The sequence below is a fragment of the Patulibacter americanus DSM 16676 genome, from assembly GCF_000420025.1.
Classification (GTDB): Bacteria; Actinomycetota; Thermoleophilia; order Solirubrobacterales; family Solirubrobacteraceae; genus Patulibacter; species Patulibacter americanus.
Map to the genome: position 1 here is coordinate 44,061 of NZ_ATUD01000014.1, position 14,495 is coordinate 58,555.

Annotated in this window: 7 protein-coding genes; 3 read left to right on the forward strand and 4 right to left on the reverse strand. The window is 74.9% G+C overall.

Annotated elements, in window-relative coordinates; translation table 11 throughout:
- Nucleotides 1–62 precede the first annotated feature (62 nt).
- The 3 genes from F593_RS0118325 to F593_RS28785 all read left to right on the forward strand — a co-directional run bounded on the left by F593_RS0118325 (nucleotide 63) and on the right by F593_RS28785 (nucleotide 4,779).
- The gene (locus tag F593_RS0118325; protein WP_022930201.1) at nucleotides 63–1,391 is read left to right on the forward strand and encodes an MATE family efflux transporter; all 1,329 of its coding nucleotides are present in this window, start codon (nucleotides 63–65) and stop codon (nucleotides 1,389–1,391) included.
- Nucleotides 1,392–1,613: 222 nt separating this feature from the next.
- Nucleotides 1,614–3,518: an alkaline phosphatase gene (locus F593_RS26510; RefSeq protein ID WP_022930202.1), complete on the forward strand. Its 1,905-nt coding sequence runs from the start codon at nucleotides 1,614–1,616 to the stop codon at nucleotides 3,516–3,518.
- Between the two features lie 166 nt (nucleotides 3,519–3,684).
- Nucleotides 3,685–4,779 carry a DUF892 family protein gene (locus F593_RS28785; protein ID WP_022930203.1) on the forward strand — a complete coding sequence of 365 codons (1,095 nt, stop codon included), beginning with the start codon at nucleotides 3,685–3,687 and terminating at the stop codon, nucleotides 4,777–4,779.
- Nucleotides 4,780–4,807: 28 nt separating this feature from the next.
- Here F593_RS28785 and F593_RS0118340 read toward each other — a convergent pair whose 3' ends face one another.
- The 4 genes from F593_RS0118340 to F593_RS26530 all read right to left on the reverse strand — a co-directional run bounded on the left by F593_RS0118340 (nucleotide 4,808) and on the right by F593_RS26530 (nucleotide 14,186).
- Nucleotides 4,808–5,638 carry a polyphosphate kinase 2 family protein gene (locus tag F593_RS0118340; RefSeq protein ID WP_022930204.1) on the reverse strand — a complete coding sequence of 277 codons (831 nt, stop codon included), beginning with the start codon at nucleotides 5,636–5,638 and terminating at the stop codon, nucleotides 4,808–4,810.
- Nucleotides 5,639–5,718: 80 nt separating this feature from the next.
- A complete protein-coding gene (locus F593_RS26520; protein WP_022930205.1) occupies nucleotides 5,719–7,467 on the reverse strand; it encodes an alkaline phosphatase PhoX in 1,749 nt (582 codons plus the stop codon).
- A gap of 149 nt (nucleotides 7,468–7,616) precedes the next feature.
- On the reverse strand, nucleotides 7,617–12,119 hold the full coding sequence (locus F593_RS30665) for a GH92 family glycosyl hydrolase (RefSeq protein WP_211216186.1): 4,503 nt from the start codon (nucleotides 12,117–12,119) through the stop codon (nucleotides 7,617–7,619).
- A 321-nt stretch (nucleotides 12,120–12,440) separates the two neighbouring features.
- Nucleotides 12,441–14,186 (reverse strand): alkaline phosphatase PhoX, encoded by a 1,746-nt coding sequence (locus tag F593_RS26530; protein ID WP_022930207.1) that lies wholly within the window; start codon nucleotides 14,184–14,186, stop codon nucleotides 12,441–12,443.
- Nucleotides 14,187–14,495: the final 309 nt, after the last annotated feature.

Consider the following 14,495-nt stretch of genomic DNA (forward strand, 5'->3'; position numbering starts at 1 on the left):
CCGCGCCGCCGCAGTACGGCCGCCGCGGTACGGCCGCCGCCGGCCGCTAGCCTCGTCCGCCGGTGCCGGCCCTGCGCTCCCCCCACGACCGCGAGATCTTCCGCCTGGCGCTGCCCGCGTTGGGCACGCTGGCCGCCGAGCCGACGTACCTGCTCGTCGACACCGCCATGGTCGGCCACCTCGGCACGGGCCCGCTGGCGGCGCTGGCCCTCGCGACCGCGGTGCTGGCCACGATCGCCGGCCTGGGGACCGTCGCGACGTACGCGACGACGGCCGCCGTCGCGCGGCTGTCGGGCGCCGGCCACGACGCCGACCTGCGGCGCCTGGCCGCGCAGAGCCTGTGGCTCGGGGTCGCCGTCGGCGCGGTCGGCGCGACGGTCGCGGCCGCCCTGGGACCGGTCTGGATCTCGGCCCTGGGCGGCGAGGGGCGGACCGCCGACGACGCGGCGCGCTACCTGCGCATCGCCGCGCCCGGCTTCGCGCTCGCGCTGCTGAGCATGGCCGCCCAGGGCTGGCTGCGCGGCACGGGCGACCTGCGCACGCCGCTGCTCATCGTCGTCCTCGGCAACCTGATCAACCTGGCGCTGAACCCGGTGCTGATCTACGGCGCGGGCCTAGGGCTCGACGGCTCGGCGATCGCGACGCTGATCGGCCAGCTGACGATGGGCGCGCTGTTCGTGCGGCTGCTGTGGCGTGGGAGCGCGGCGCCGTCGGACGACGCCGTGTCGCGGCGCCCGTCCCTCGCGCTGCTGCGCCGGCTCGGGGCGACCGGCGCCTACCTCCTCGTGCGCTCGGGAGCGCTGCTCGCCACCTTCGCGGTGGCCTCGGCCGTCGCGGCCCGCGCGGGCGAGCCGTCCCTCGCCGCCCACCAGATCGGCTGGCAGCTGTTCATCTTCCTCGCGCTCGTGCTCGACGCGATGGCGATCGCCGGGCAGGTGCTCATCGGCCGGGCGCTGGGCGGCGGGCGCACGGACGAGGCCGTCGAGGCCGCGCACCGGATGATCTTCTGGACCGTCGCGGTGGGCGTCGTCGCCGCCGTCGCCCTGCTGCTGGGCCGCGACCTCATCATCGGCGCGTTCACCGACGCCGCAGACGTGCGCGAGCGCGCCCGTGAGCTCTGGCCGCTGCTCTGCCTGATGCTCCCCTTCGCCGCCGCGGTCTTCGCCTTCGACGGCATCCTCATCGGCGCCGGCGACGCCCGCTTCCTCGCCCTCGCGATGACCGCGGCTGCGCTCGTCGGGATCCCGGCGATGGTGGTCTTCCGCGAGGCCGGCTGGGGCGTCGCCGGCGTGTGGGGCGGGATCGTGGTGACGATGACGGCGCGGCTGGTCGGCACGTGGTGGCGGTTCCACGGGCGGCGGTGGGCGCAGCCGGGGGCCTGGCGGGGGTAGCGGGCGCCGCGGCGAGGGAATCGCGGACGATCCGCGCTCGGCATCCGCCGCGGGCACGCCATCGAGCGACGCCGGACGCGGCCCGCGAGGGCGTGGCACGTACACGCTCAGGCGCCGGTCGAACGTTCACGCGATCGCGACACGGCGACAACCGCCGGGCAACAAGCGGGGTGACGGCGGTTCGTAGCGTGGGCGAACGACCACGAACGAACACGGAGCACCATGCCCCGCAGGACCCTTCTCACCGGCCTCGCCGTCACCGCCGTCGCGGTGGCCGGCGCCGGAACCGCCGTCGCCGTCGGCACGGGCGGCGAGCGCTCCGCCGCGATCGCCGGCGCCGTCGACCCGTCCGTCCCCAAGAACGTGATCCTCATGATCGGCGACGGCATGGGCGACAGCGAGATCACCGCCGCCCGCGCCTACCAGGGCCTCGACAAGCCGCTGCGCATGGACGGGCTGCCGTTCCGCGGCGCGATGACCGTCCACTCGCTCGGCCGCACGGGCTCCGGCACGACGTACGACCCGGTCCCGGACTCCGCCTCCGCCATCACGGCGATGGCCACGGGCCGCAAGACGCAGCTCAACCGGCTCTCGCAGGGCCCCGCCGACGACCCGAAGGCCGTGGGCGACAACGCGGGCTACGTCACCGCGATGGAGCGCGCGAAGCAGCTCGGCAAGCGCACGGGCAACGTCACCACCGTCGACTTCAACGACGCGACGCCCGCCGGCCAGCTCGCCCACATGAGCTACCGCGAGTGCTTCACGCCGCAGGACGCCGCGAAGGACTGCGCGAAGGAGACGAAGAAGGCCGGCGGGCCCGGCTCGATCTACGAGCAGATCATCGACTCGAAGACCGACCTCATGGTCGGCAGCGGCCGCGACATCCTCAACCGCGGCACGATCGACCTGCCCGGCACGGAGCACGACGGCAAGTCGCTCGAGCAGTACGCGAAGGACGCCTCGGGCTACCGCTACCTGACGACGAAGGACCAGTTCCTCGGCGTGAAGTCGCTGAAGGACGGTCCGGTCTTCGCCCAGTTCGGGCTGTGGAACACGGACAAGTCCTCCCACCCGCGCGAGTTCCAGGGCTCCCCGGGCACGAAGGCCGACGAGGGCCTGCGCGACGACGACACCTGCAAGGTCAACGAGACCTACCCCGAGCAGGAGGTCCCGCGGATCGACGCGTCGACCGAGAAGGCGCTGCAGCTGCTCTCGGAGGACAACGACAAGGGCTTCTTCCTCCAGATCGAGGGCGGCGCCATCGACGACGAGGCCCACGCCGCCCACGCCTGCCTGCAGATCGGCGAGACGCTCGCGTTCGACCGCGCCGTCGGCAAGGCGCTGGACTACCAGGCCAAGCACCCCGACACGCTCGTGATCGTCACGGCCGACCACGGCCAGGCCGGCCAGATCCTGTCGGCCGAGGCGCCGCAGATGCCGACGCCGCCCGTGGCGGGGGACCCCGCCTCGCTGTCCGAGGACGACAAGCCCGCCGGCCGCACGCGCACGCTGCGCACGAAGGACGGCTCGCGACTGCGCCTGGGCTACGCGACGAGCAACCGCTCGGCCACGGGCTCCAAGCGCGAGCGCCACGTCGGCGTGCAGGTGCCGATCATGGCCGTCGGCCCGCAGGCCGCCAACATCATGGGCACGATCGACAACACGGACCTGTATCCGCTGCTGACGTTCGCGAAGCAGCCGTCGGAGCTCCCCGACACCACGAAGACGGTGACGGTGTCCGGTCCCGCCACGACGGTGACGACGCCCGGCCCGGCGGTCACGACCCCCGGCGCGCCCGTCCCCGGTCCCACCCGTGAGGTCCCCGGCGCCCCGGCCCTGCAGGTCGGCGTCGCCGCGCCCCGCACGATCCGTGCGGCGGACCTGCGTGCGGGCCTCCCGGTCTCGATCGTCGCCACCCGCGGCGGCCGCGCCACGGTGCAGGTCCAGCAGCATGGCCGCACGATCGCCTCCGGCCGTACCACGGTCGGCACCAAGGGCGCGAAGGCGGTCCGGGTGAAGGCCCGCCTGAAGCCGGCCGCCCGTGGCACGGCCCTGCGCGTGCGCGTGACGGTGACGGCCGGCGGCCAGACCCGCACGGCCACCGCCGCGGTGACCGCGCGCCGCTGAGGCCCCCGGGGTCGGGCGCGACGGTTCGCGCCCGCCCCCCCGCTCTGTGTCATGGGTCACGGCGTACGTCGCATGCGCGCGATTGGGTACCGGCGGTAGGAGAGGCGAAGAACGGTGCATCCGCGCGCCGTCCGCCGGTCGAATTCCGCAACCGAAGGACGCCCCCATGAGCCGAGCCCAGACGAAGGTCCTGCAGTACGTGAAGGAGGCGCGCGCCAGCGAGCTCGCCCTCGTGCGTGTGCTCCAGTCGCAGATCGCCATGACGCCCCGCGGCAGCCTGCGGTCCGGCCTGGAGAAGCACCTGCAGGAGACGCGCGACCACGCGGAGCGCCTGCGCGTGCGCGCCGGCGAGCTCGAGCACGGGTTCAACCCCATCGCCCTCGCCGTCGGGGTCGCCGAGGCCGTCACGGGCCAGGCGCTGGCGCTGGCGAAGACGCCGCTCGACCTCGTCCGCGGCACGGGCGGCGAGGAGAAGGTCCTGAAGAACGCGAAGGACTCCTCCGCCACCGAGGCGCTCGAGATCGCGACCTACACGGCGCTGGAGCGCATGGCCGAGCTGGCCGGCGACACGAAGACGGCCGAGCTCGCCGCGAGCATCCGGGAGGACGAGGAGCAGATGCTCGGCTTCCTCCTCGAGGAGATCCCGACGCTGACCGAGGCCGTCTTCGGCGCCGACGTCGAGGGCGACCCGTCCTTCGACCCGGCGAAGACGGGCGCGGCCGACGCCGTGCGCGGCGCCGCCGAGGCCGCCGGCGACACGGCCGACTCGGCCGCCGACGCCGCCAAGGGCGCCGCCGCCGACGCGAAGAGCTCCGCCAAGGGCGCCGCCGCCAGCGCGAAGAGCTCCGCCAAGGCCGCCGCGGGCGAGGCGAAGGACACCGCCCGCCGCACCGCCGCGGGCGCGCAGGCCGCCGCGTCGACCGCCGCCGACGACGCCGGGCGCACCGCCGGCAAGGTCGCCGACGACGCGAAGGACGCGGCCGGGAGCGCCAAGGCCGCCGTGAGCGACGCCGCCGACGGTGCCCGGACCACCGCGAAGGACGCCGCGGACGACGCGCAGGAGGCCGCCGCCACGCCGCCGGTCGACCCCGACGCCGAGAAGCCGTGGGCCGGCTACGACGAGCTCTCCGTGGAGGAGGTCCGCGCGGTGCTGCTGACCGCCGACGCCGAGACGACGGCCCAGGTCGACGCCTACGAGCGCGCGAACCGGGGCCGCAAGGGCATCCTCGGCGTCACCGAGCCGCAGGTCCAGTCCGCCTGAGGACTCGAGGGGCGCCTGCGGGCGCCCCTCAGCTCTCGCCGGCCTCTTCGTCCTTCGCCTCCAGCGGCTCCGGCAGGGCGAAGCCGAGCTGCTCGCAGCGCTCCTCGATCCGCTTGATGACCGTCTCCATGACGGCCACGCGGGCCCACCGCTTCGAGTCGGCGGGGATCAGGTCCCACGGCGCGTGGCCCGAGTCCGTCTCCGCCACCATCTCCTCGATCGCGGCTTCGTAGGCGGCGCGCTTGTCGCGGTTGCGCCAGTCCTCCTCCGTCAGCTTCCACGCCTTCAGCGGGTCGTCGCGGCGGCGCTCGAAGCGCGAGAGCTGCTCCTCGTCGCTGATGTGGAGCCAGAACTTGATGAGGATCGTGCCGTCGTCCGTGAGCTGGCGCTCGAACTCGCGGATCTCCCCGTAGCCGCGGCGCCAGTCGACCTCGGGCGTGATCCCCTCGACGCGCTCGACGAGCACGCGGCCGTACCAGGTGCGGTCGTAGACGGCCATGCCTCCGCGGCCCGGCAGCGGCAGCCAGAAGCGGTGCAGCCAGTGGTGGCGCAGCTCGTCGGGGGTCGGAGCCGCGTACTGCACCACGCGGTAGTGGCGCGGATCCAGGCCGCCGGTGAGGCGCTTGATCGCCCCGCCCTTGCCGGCCGCGTCCCAGCCCTCGAAGACGATCAGGAGCGGCGGGCCGATGGGGTGGTCACCGCGCTTGGGGTCCTCCAGGCTGCGCATGCTGCCCGCGCCCGTCTGACCGCCGAGCGTCAGGCGCAGCTGCGAGAGCCGCACGCTCGCGGCCTCGATCCGCGCGTCCTGCTCCTTGCGGGAGAGCCGCAGCGTGAGGTCCAGATCGTCGAGTCGCCCCATGGGGGGAGCCTACGGGGCCGCCGTCAGCGACCCGCCCCGGTGCGGCTCCCGGGCCCGCCGGGAACCGCAGCCCGGCCGGCTCAGCCGCGCTTCGTCGGGACGATCCAGAGCGTGCGGTTCGCGACGCGCACGTTGCCGGCCTCGTCCGTCGCCTGCACGGTGATGCGGGCGCGGACGCGCGCCTCGCCCCTCCCGCGGGCGGCCTTCTCGAGCCCGCGGCGCAGGCGGTCGAGCTGGGACGCCCGCAGCCGCGGGTGCAGGCGGCGCGTGTCCCGGCGCAGGGCCTTCAGGCGCCGCGCGCCGAGCGTGTCGGTGCGCGGGCGGACCCGCTCCCGGCGCTCCTTCTCACGCGCGGAGCCCAACGCGCTCGTCGTGACGGAGACGACAACGCTCGCCGGCTCGTCCGTGCGGACCGTGACGCGCACGCCCTCGGCGAGGAAGCGGCCGAGCTCGACCGTCCGCGGCGCGCTGACCTTCAGGCCCGGCGCGTCGACGTCCTCCTGCGCCGGCGGGGCGGCGGGCGGCGACGGCACGACGGGGAGGACGGTGACGGGCGCGGTCGGCACGGGCACCGGCACCGGGGTCGGAGCGGGATCCGGGACCGGGCTCCCGGCGCCGGGCGTCTCGGGCTGCGGGGGGACGGGCGCGTGGCGGAACGGGCCGGTGATCTCGTAGACGGAGCCTTGGTTCTCGTTCGCCCGCTGCGAGCCGACGTACATCCGCTCGCCGTCCGGGGAGAACGTGACGCCGACGAGCTCGGAGCCGCGGTGCACCGCGCCGGCCGCCCGCAGGAACGGAGCGACGATGCGGTCGCCGTAGCTCAGGATCACGACGTCGAAGGAGGCGTCGCTGTTGTCCTCGCACACGAACAGGTCGCCCGAGCGGGAGACGCAGATGTTGTCGGGCCCGCGGAGGAACGCCCCGTTGCCCGACGTCGCCGGGTCGTAGAGGCGCTCGACCGTGGCGGCCGCGACGTCGTAGAGCCACAGGCTGTTGTCGCCCTTCGACGTCCAGGTGACGACGCCCTGGTCGTACCAGATGCCCTCGGAGCCGTTGTAGCGGCGCACGCCGGGCACCTGGGTGCGCAGCGTCTTCGTGACCGCGCTGGGGTCGGGCACGGGCGCCCACGTGACGGGGCCCTCCTGGCCGGCACCGCACGCGACCTCGAGGACGCCGGCCGTCAGGTCGAGGCGCCCCCCGTCGAGCAGGCCGGCGCTCGTGAAGCGGTAGAGGCAGCCGTCCGTCTTGTCCTCCGTGAGGTAGACCTGCCGGCGCTCGAGGTCGACCGCGGCCGCCTCGTGGGAGAACACGCCGAGGGCGGGCCGGGCGACGGCGGGGGTGGCGCCGGTGGGGTCGCACTCCCAGATCCGGCCGCCGTCGAACTCCTCGCCGGTCAGCCAGGTGCCCCACGGCGTGGGGCCGCCGCCGCAGTTCGAGCGGGACGGGTCGCCGAGGATCCGGTAGGCGTCGGCGATCTCGCCGGTCTTCGTGAAGCGGATGCCGGAGACGCCGCCGGGAACGGACTCGGAGTTCGAGACGACGATCCAGCCGCCGTCCTCCGTGGCGTACGTCGCCATGCCGTCCGTGTTGCTGTGCCAGGCGTACTGCGTGGGGCCGACGGGCCGGCCGCCGCGGGCGACCTCGCGCGACGCGAAGCCCCGGGGCAGCCGCAGGCCGTGGTCGTTGGCCGGCATGAGCGGGCCGTAGGGGCCCTCGCCGAGCTTGGCGGGGGCGGCCAGGGCGCCGCGCCAGAAGGCGGGGCCGAAGGTCAGCAGGCCGGCGACGGCGGCCGAGGAGGACACGAACGCGCGGCGGGAGGTGGAGGTCATGGGGCGGATCTCGGTGGTGCGGGGTGGTAACGGGGGGCCGCAGCCCGGACCGGAGCCGGGGACCGCGGGGTCGGGGGCCCGCGGCCGGGCGCGAGCCCGGGAGCGCGGGGTCCCGCGGCCCGGGCCGAAGCCCGGGCGGCGGGGGGTGCTCAGCGGCGGCTGGCGCCCGGGGCCGGCAGCACGCGCGTGCGGTCGCCGGTCGCGCCGGCCGTGACGCTCACCGTCATGCCGCGACGGCGGACCACGGTCCGGCGGGCGGACGCCGAGAGCGTCACGCGCACCAGGACGACGCGGCCCTTGCCGACCGTGATCGGGCGGGAGCGACCGACGGTGCGGGCGTTGCGGCCCGAGCCCGTCCGCACGAGCACGCGGACCCGGCAGCCCGCGTCGGACGTGCAGCGCACGCGGACGGCCATGCGGCCGCGGCGGTCCAGGCGGACCCGATCGGGCGCGACGACCGCCGCGCCGGTGGCGCGGGGGCCGGCCGCCGGGGCGGGAGCGGCCGGGGCGGGAGCGACCGGGCTGGGGGCCGGAGCGGGCGCGGGGACCGGAGCCGGCGTGGCGGGGCCGTTGCCGTTGCCGGCGCCGTTCCCGTCGCCGGAACCGTTGCCGTCGCCGGAACCGTTCCCGTCGCCGGAGCCGTTGCCGTCGCCGGAACCGTCGCCGTCACCCGGATCGGGCTCGGGCTGCGGCGTCGCCGGGTCCGCGACCGTGGCGACGTCGAACAGGTGCACGGCACCCTGGTTCGGGCGATCCACCTGCACCCACGCCGGCACCCGGCCGGCGGCGACGGGCACGGACGCGGAGAGGATCTGCGCGCCCGTCGCCTCGCCGTTGTCGGGCCCGACGCGGCGGGCGGTGCGTGCGACCTCGACGACCCCGTCGGCCAGCGAGGAGCCGTTCGGCGTCCAGTCGGCGAGCGTCACGGTGCTCTCGGTCGTGCCGCCGTCGGCGTAGCCCACGGTGACCTTCGAGGTCGACGGGCCCTTCGTCGCCGTCGCGAGCACCCCGATGCGGGTGGCGTTCGCGACCGGCTGCAGGGCGATCCGCTGGCCCCACGCGTCGACGTTGTCGAAGCGCTTGCCGTCCATGACCGGCCAGCGGTACGCGAAGCCGTCCTTCGTGGCGACGGGCTCACCCGACGCGAGGCCGGCCTCGCGCAGCGATCCGATGGAGAGCGCGTGGCGCGTGTAGTCCAGCTCGGCCCAACCACGCTGGCCCTCGATCGCCGCTCCCGGGGTGTTGAAGAGCTCGGCGATCGGCTTCGCGGTCCCGGCCGCCAGGTCCACGTCGAAGACGTGCAGCACGTTGGCCGACGGCTTGCCGACCGCGACGGAGGCGACCGTCTTCGTCCCGTCGACCGGCACGGAGACCGAGAAGGCGAGGGTCGGCATGCGCTGCGCGCCGCTCGTGCGGTGGTTGCGGTACGCGCTCTTCACCGCGATCAGGTTGCGCGCCTCGCGGGCGTTGCCGCCCCCGCCGCGCACCCAGTCGCCGAAGGTCACCCGCTCGGTGGAGCGGGTGCCGTCGGTGTAGCGGACGGTGATCTCCGTCGTCGCGTTGCCGAGCGTCGCGTTGCCGAGCACGCCGACGCGGGTGGCGCCGGGAACGGGGGTCACGGCGATCTGCTGGCCGGCGGCGAGCATGTTGTCCGGGCGGCCGGGCTCGACGTCCGGCCACGTGTACTCGAAGCCGTCGATCGCGACCTTCGCGCCCCGGGTGACGCCCTCGACCGCGAGCGCGTCGGCGGACATGGTGCAGCAGTCGTCGATGGCGCCCTCCGTCCGGTTCGAGTCGCGGCTGATGCCGACGTTGTCGCGCAGCTCCGCGAGCGGCTTGACGTCGTCGAGCACCACCCGGGCGACGGTCGGCTCGAGCGTCTCGCCGCCGACGACCCGCAGGCCGAGGTCGACGAGGGCCTGCCCGACCGGTGCGTCGGCCGCGGCGCTCAGACGCAGCGGCACCTCGACGCGCTGGCCCGCCGGGACGGCGACCTCGCCGCCCGCGACGCCGAGCGTGGCGCCGGTGGGCAGACCCTTCGGCGCGACCGCGATCCGCACGTCGCGCTTCGACGTGCTCTGGAGGACCAGCGTCGTGACGTCCGTGCCGCCGTCGCTGGCGATCAGGGAGGAGTCCTTCGTGGCGGCGATGACGGGCTGCATGCCCTCGCCGAAGGACGGCGGCGCGTCGGCCTCGTCGGCGCCCCACGCCTTGTTGGGCTCCTCGCCCATCGTCAGGCGCAGCGTGTGGTCGGCATCGCCGGCGGCGAACGCCTCGGTCAGCCAGGCGCGGCCCAGCGGCGCGCCGTCGAGCTGCGCGTTCTGCACGTAGACGGCGGCGTTGGTCGTCTCGGGCGCCTCGATCGTGATCGTGCGGCCGTTCTGGCGCTTGATGACGGCCTTGGTGAAGATCGGCGAACCGATCACGAGCTCGGCGCGCCCGGGGATCGCGGGGTAGACGCCGAGCGCCGCCCACACGTGCCACGCCGACATCGCGCCGAGGTCGTCGTTGCCGGGGATGCCGCCGGGCGTGTTCGTCCACGTCTCGGTGACGGCCTGGCGGGTGATCGCCTGCGTCTTGTAGGGCTGCCCGGCCCAGGTGAAGAGCCACGGGGAGAGGATCGACGGCTGGTTGCCGACGTCGGGGCGCAGGTTGCCGCCCCCGCCGACGAGGTAGTCGCCGTCGTCGCCGCGGAAGTAGCGCTCGAGGCGCCCGGCGGCGCGGTCGCGGCCGCCCATCGCGGCGAACAGGCCGCTCACGTTGTGCGGCAGGTTCCACACGTACCGCGCGGCGCTGCCCTGCGAGAAGCCCGCCTCGGAGGCCGGGTCGAACCCGTGCCAGGTGCGGTCCTCGTTGCGGTTCTGGACGTAGCCGCCGTCCTCACCGGCGAGCGGGTCGGCGACGAGGTTGAACTGGTTCTGCCACCACTGCGAGCGCTGGGTGAAGCGGTCGGCGAGCGTGCCGTCGCCGGAGCGCCGGGCCATCTGCGCGAGGGAGAAGTCCGAGACGGTGTTCTCGAGCGTCTCGCCCGCGCCGCCCCAGGCGTTGGACGGGTCGGGCATGAAGTGCAGCGCCAGGTACTTGTCCAGCGACGGGCGCTGGCCCGGCGACATGTTCGGCCAGCCGATGCGGCCGGCGGCCGTGTCCTCCGGCGTCGGCACGTCGGCGGCCCGGACGAGCGACTCCAGGCCGCCCTGCACGTCCCAGTCCTTCGCGCCGAACGCGAGGGCGCTGGCGACGAACGGCGGGGCCGGGTCGCCCGTCATCGTGCCGACGGCGCCGCCGGCGTGCGACCAGCGCGACCAGCGGCCGTTGACGTCCTGGCGCGCGTTGTTGAGCAGCGACTGCGCCATGTCGGAGGCGACCTTCGGGTCCAGCAGCGAGACGAGCTGGATCTGGGTGCGGTAGACGTCCCAGCCGGAGAACGTCGCGTACTGCGCGTCCTGCGACGGCGCCTTCGTGGCGATCGTCTCCTGCGGGTCCATGCTGCGGTAGCGCCCGTCGACGTCCGAGAAGACGTTCATGTGCTGCATGGAGTGGTAGAGCGCGGTGTAGAAGACCGTGCGGCGGTCCGTGGAGCCCCCCGTCACGTCGATCTGCGCGAGGCGGTCGTCCCACGCCTCGGCGGCGCGCGCGGCGACCGCGGCGGCGTCGCCGTCGGGGTTCTCCGCGGCGAGGTTCCGCTCGGCGCCGTCCGCGTCGACGTAGGAGAGCCCGATGCGGGCCTCGACGTCGCGATCCTGCGCGGTGTCGAACGTGACGTAGCCCCCGGAGCCCTTGCCCGGGGTGGCGCGGCCGCCGCCGGCCAAGACGCCGCCGGAGGAGCCGCCGGCGTAGGACGTGCCGCCCTCGGCCGTGTCGGCGCCCGCGTTCAGCGTGCCGTCCTTCCAGGTGCCGTGCGCCTGAAAGTCGCGGTCGAACTTCGCCGTGAAGTAGAGCGTGTAGTAGCTGCGGCGCCCCGGGGTGCCGGCGACCGTCTTGTCGCCGCAGAAGTTGCCCGAGCGGACCCAGCCGCTGATCGTGCGCTTCTCCGGGTCGATGTTCGTGACCGCGTTCTCGCTGCCGGCGATGGAGTTCGACGTGCGCAGGAGCAGGCTCGCCGGCTTGCCCTCGGGGTAGGCGACACGCATCGCGCCCGTGCGGGTCGTGGCGGACAGCTCGGTCGTGATGCCGTCCTTCGTGCGCACGCGGTAGCGGCCGGCGGAGGCCTGCTCGTCGGCGTGGGAGAAGCCGGTGGCGTACTTCTCGTCCTTCACGTCGGCGGTCGGCGACGTGTCGACGGCCCCGGCGTAGGGCTGCCACGGGAGGTCGCCCGAGGCGCCCTGGCAGCCCGAGCCCGAGATGTGGGTCATCGAGAACCCGCGGATGCGGTCGCGCCCGTACTCGTAGCCGTTGGGGTTGGCGGGGAGCGCCTGGTTGCCGCTGGAGTTGTCGGGCCCGAACTGCACCATGCCGAACGGCGTGGCGGCACCCGGCGGGATGTTGCCGGCGTTCGCGGTGCCGATGAGCGGGTTGACGAACCGGGAGAGCCCGGGGTCGGCCGCGGTGGCCGTGCCGGGCAGCGCGAGGGCTGCGGAGGGCAGGGCGACGGTGGCCGCCAGTGCGGCGGCGCGCAGCAGGGTGCGCGCACGGGGTGCTGATGCTCGGGGCACGAGGTCCTTCGGGAGCCGAATGGGCGCGGGGCGTCCCGGGTCGCTCCGCGGCACGGGCCGAGGGGGCGGTGGTGGACGTCCGGCGCGCGCCCCGGGGGAGAGGGCGCCCCGGGAACCTACGAGCGGCGCGACGCCAACATGTTGCAGCCCCGTGATCGAGCTGTGACCGGATGTGACCGGCCGTGTGCGAGCGCGATCGGCCGAACGGACGGGCCCGGGGCCCCCGGCCCGTCCGACCGTTCCTCGCTGGTCGTCACGCGGAGGGCGGAGGACCTGCCGCGTACGGGTGAGGGCCGGCGTCGGCCGGCCCACCCGTGGCGGCTACGACGCGCGGGAGGCCGAGCGCTTCGCCGGGGTGATCCAGAGCGTCCGCGTCGCGACGGTGACGTTGCTCGAGCGGTCCCGCGCCGTGACCGTGACGCGGGCGCGCACCCGGGTCTTGCCCTTGCCGCGGGCCGCGGCACGCAAGGCCCGCTGCAGGCGCTCGGCCTGGGTGGAACGCAGCTTCGGGTGCACGTTGCGGACGCCGGAGCGACGCGGCGCGAGCCGACGCGTGCCGAGCGTGTCGGCGCGCGGGCGCACGCGGGTCGGACGCTCGCGCTCGCGGGCGTAGCCGAGCTCACCCGTCGTCACCGTGACCGTCAGCGAGGTCGGCTCGTCCGTCGTCACGGAGACGAGGATGCCCTCCTCCAGGAACGTGCGGACGTCGACGTCGCGCGCCACCTTGATCTTCAGGCCCGGCGCGTCCGTGTCCTCGACCGCGGCCGGCGGGCGCGGGGCGGACGGCACGACCGGCAGCACGGCGACGGGCTGACGCGGTGGCACGGGGGCCGGGGTCTCGCCCGAGCCGTCGGCCGGGACCGGTGCGTGACGGAACGGCCCCGTGATCTCGTACACCGCACCGGCGCCGCCGTGGGCCCGCTGGGAGCCGACGAACATGCGCTCGCCGTCGGGGGAGAAGCAGACGCCGGCCAGCTCGGAGCCGTTGTGGATCGTCGAGCCGTTGGCGGCGTCGCCGACGGCGCGAAGGAACGGCGAGACGGTGCGCTCGCCGTAGCTCAGGAGCACGACGTCGAAGTCCAGGTCGCTGTTGTCCTCGCACACGAAGAGATCGCCGGAGCGCGAGACGCAGATGTTGTCCGGGCCCTTGAGGAACGTGCCGTTGCCCGACGTGGCAGGGTCGTAGAGGCGCTCCACGACGGCGGTCTCGACGTCGTAGCTCCACAGGCTGTTGTCGCCCTTGGAGGTCCAGATGACCGCGCCGTCGTCGAACCAGACGCCCTCGGAGCCGTTGTAGCGCCGGGCGTCGGCGACCTGGGAGCGCAGGAGACCCGACGCGGCGCTCGGGTCCGGGACCGGCTTCCAGACGACGACGCCCTCCTGGCCGACGCCGGTGGCGACCTCGAGCACGCCGGAGGTCAGGTCGAGGCCGCCGTCGCCGAGGGTCTTCGCCGCGGTGAAGCGGTAGAAGCAGCCGTCCCGCTTGTCCTCCGTGAGGTACACGTGACGACGCTCGAGGTCGACGGCCGCGGCCTCGTGGGAGAAGACGCCGAGGGCGGGACGCGCGACGGCGGGCTGGCGCCCGGTCGGGTCGCACTCCCAGATGAGGCCGCCGTCGTACTCCTCGCCCGTCAGCCACGTGCCCCACGGGGTCGGGCCGCCGCCGCAGTTCGAGCGGGAGGGCGCGCCGAGGATGCGGTAGGCGTCGGCGATCTCCCCGTCCTTCGTGAAGCGGATGCTGGACACGCCGCCGGGGTTGGTCTCGGAGTTCGAGACGACGATCCAACCGCCGTCCTGCGTGGCGTAGGTGGCCATGCCGTCCGTGGCGCGGTGCCAGGCGTAGGCGGTGTTCTGCACGGGCTGGCCGCCGCGGGCGATCTCGCGGGACGCGAAGCCGGGGGGCAGCATCAGGCCGTGCTCGTTCGCGGGCAGCAGCTCGCCGTAGGGGCCGGCGCCGAGCTTGGCGGGGGCGGCCATGGCGCCGCGCCAGAAGGCGGGGCCGAAGGTCAGGAGCCCCGCCGCGGCGAGGCTGGAGGACACGAACGTGCGACGTGAGGTGGAGGTCATGGGATCCGGCGGTGTGGGGGCACGCCGAGCCGACGCCCGAGACGTGTCACCGCAGTCCGGGCCGCGACGCGACCGGGATTGACAGGTGCACGCTGTCGGAGGGTCAGCGGCTCGGGAAGGAGTCGACGCGGGCGGTCCGTGGCCGGACCGGTGGTGCGTCGTGGCGCGCGCCGGGGTCCGGCGACGCGTCCCGAGGGACCGTACGAGCGGTGACACCCGACGATGTTGCCGTTCTGTGTACGACCTTGGTTGTAGGTTCCCCTAAGTGCCGCTCGGCGTTTCCGATGCCGCCGAGCCGAGGCGCGACGT

Excerpts from the sequence above, each read along its gene's own strand:
- F593_RS26510 (WP_022930202.1), top strand. The coding sequence starts at position 1,614 with ATGCCCCGCAGGACCCTTCTCACCGGCCTCGCCGTCACCGCCGTCGCG.
- F593_RS28785 (WP_022930203.1), top strand. The coding sequence starts at position 3,685 with ATGAGCCGAGCCCAGACGAAGGTCCTGCAGTACGTGAAGGAGGCGCGC.
- F593_RS0118340 (WP_022930204.1), bottom strand. The coding sequence starts at position 5,638 with ATGGGGCGACTCGACGATCTGGACCTCACGCTGCGGCTCTCCCGCAAG.
- F593_RS26530 (WP_022930207.1), bottom strand. The coding sequence starts at position 14,186 with ATGACCTCCACCTCACGTCGCACGTTCGTGTCCTCCAGCCTCGCCGCG.
- F593_RS26520 (WP_022930205.1), bottom strand. The coding sequence starts at position 7,467 with ATGACCTCCACCTCCCGCCGCGCGTTCGTGTCCTCCTCGGCCGCCGTC.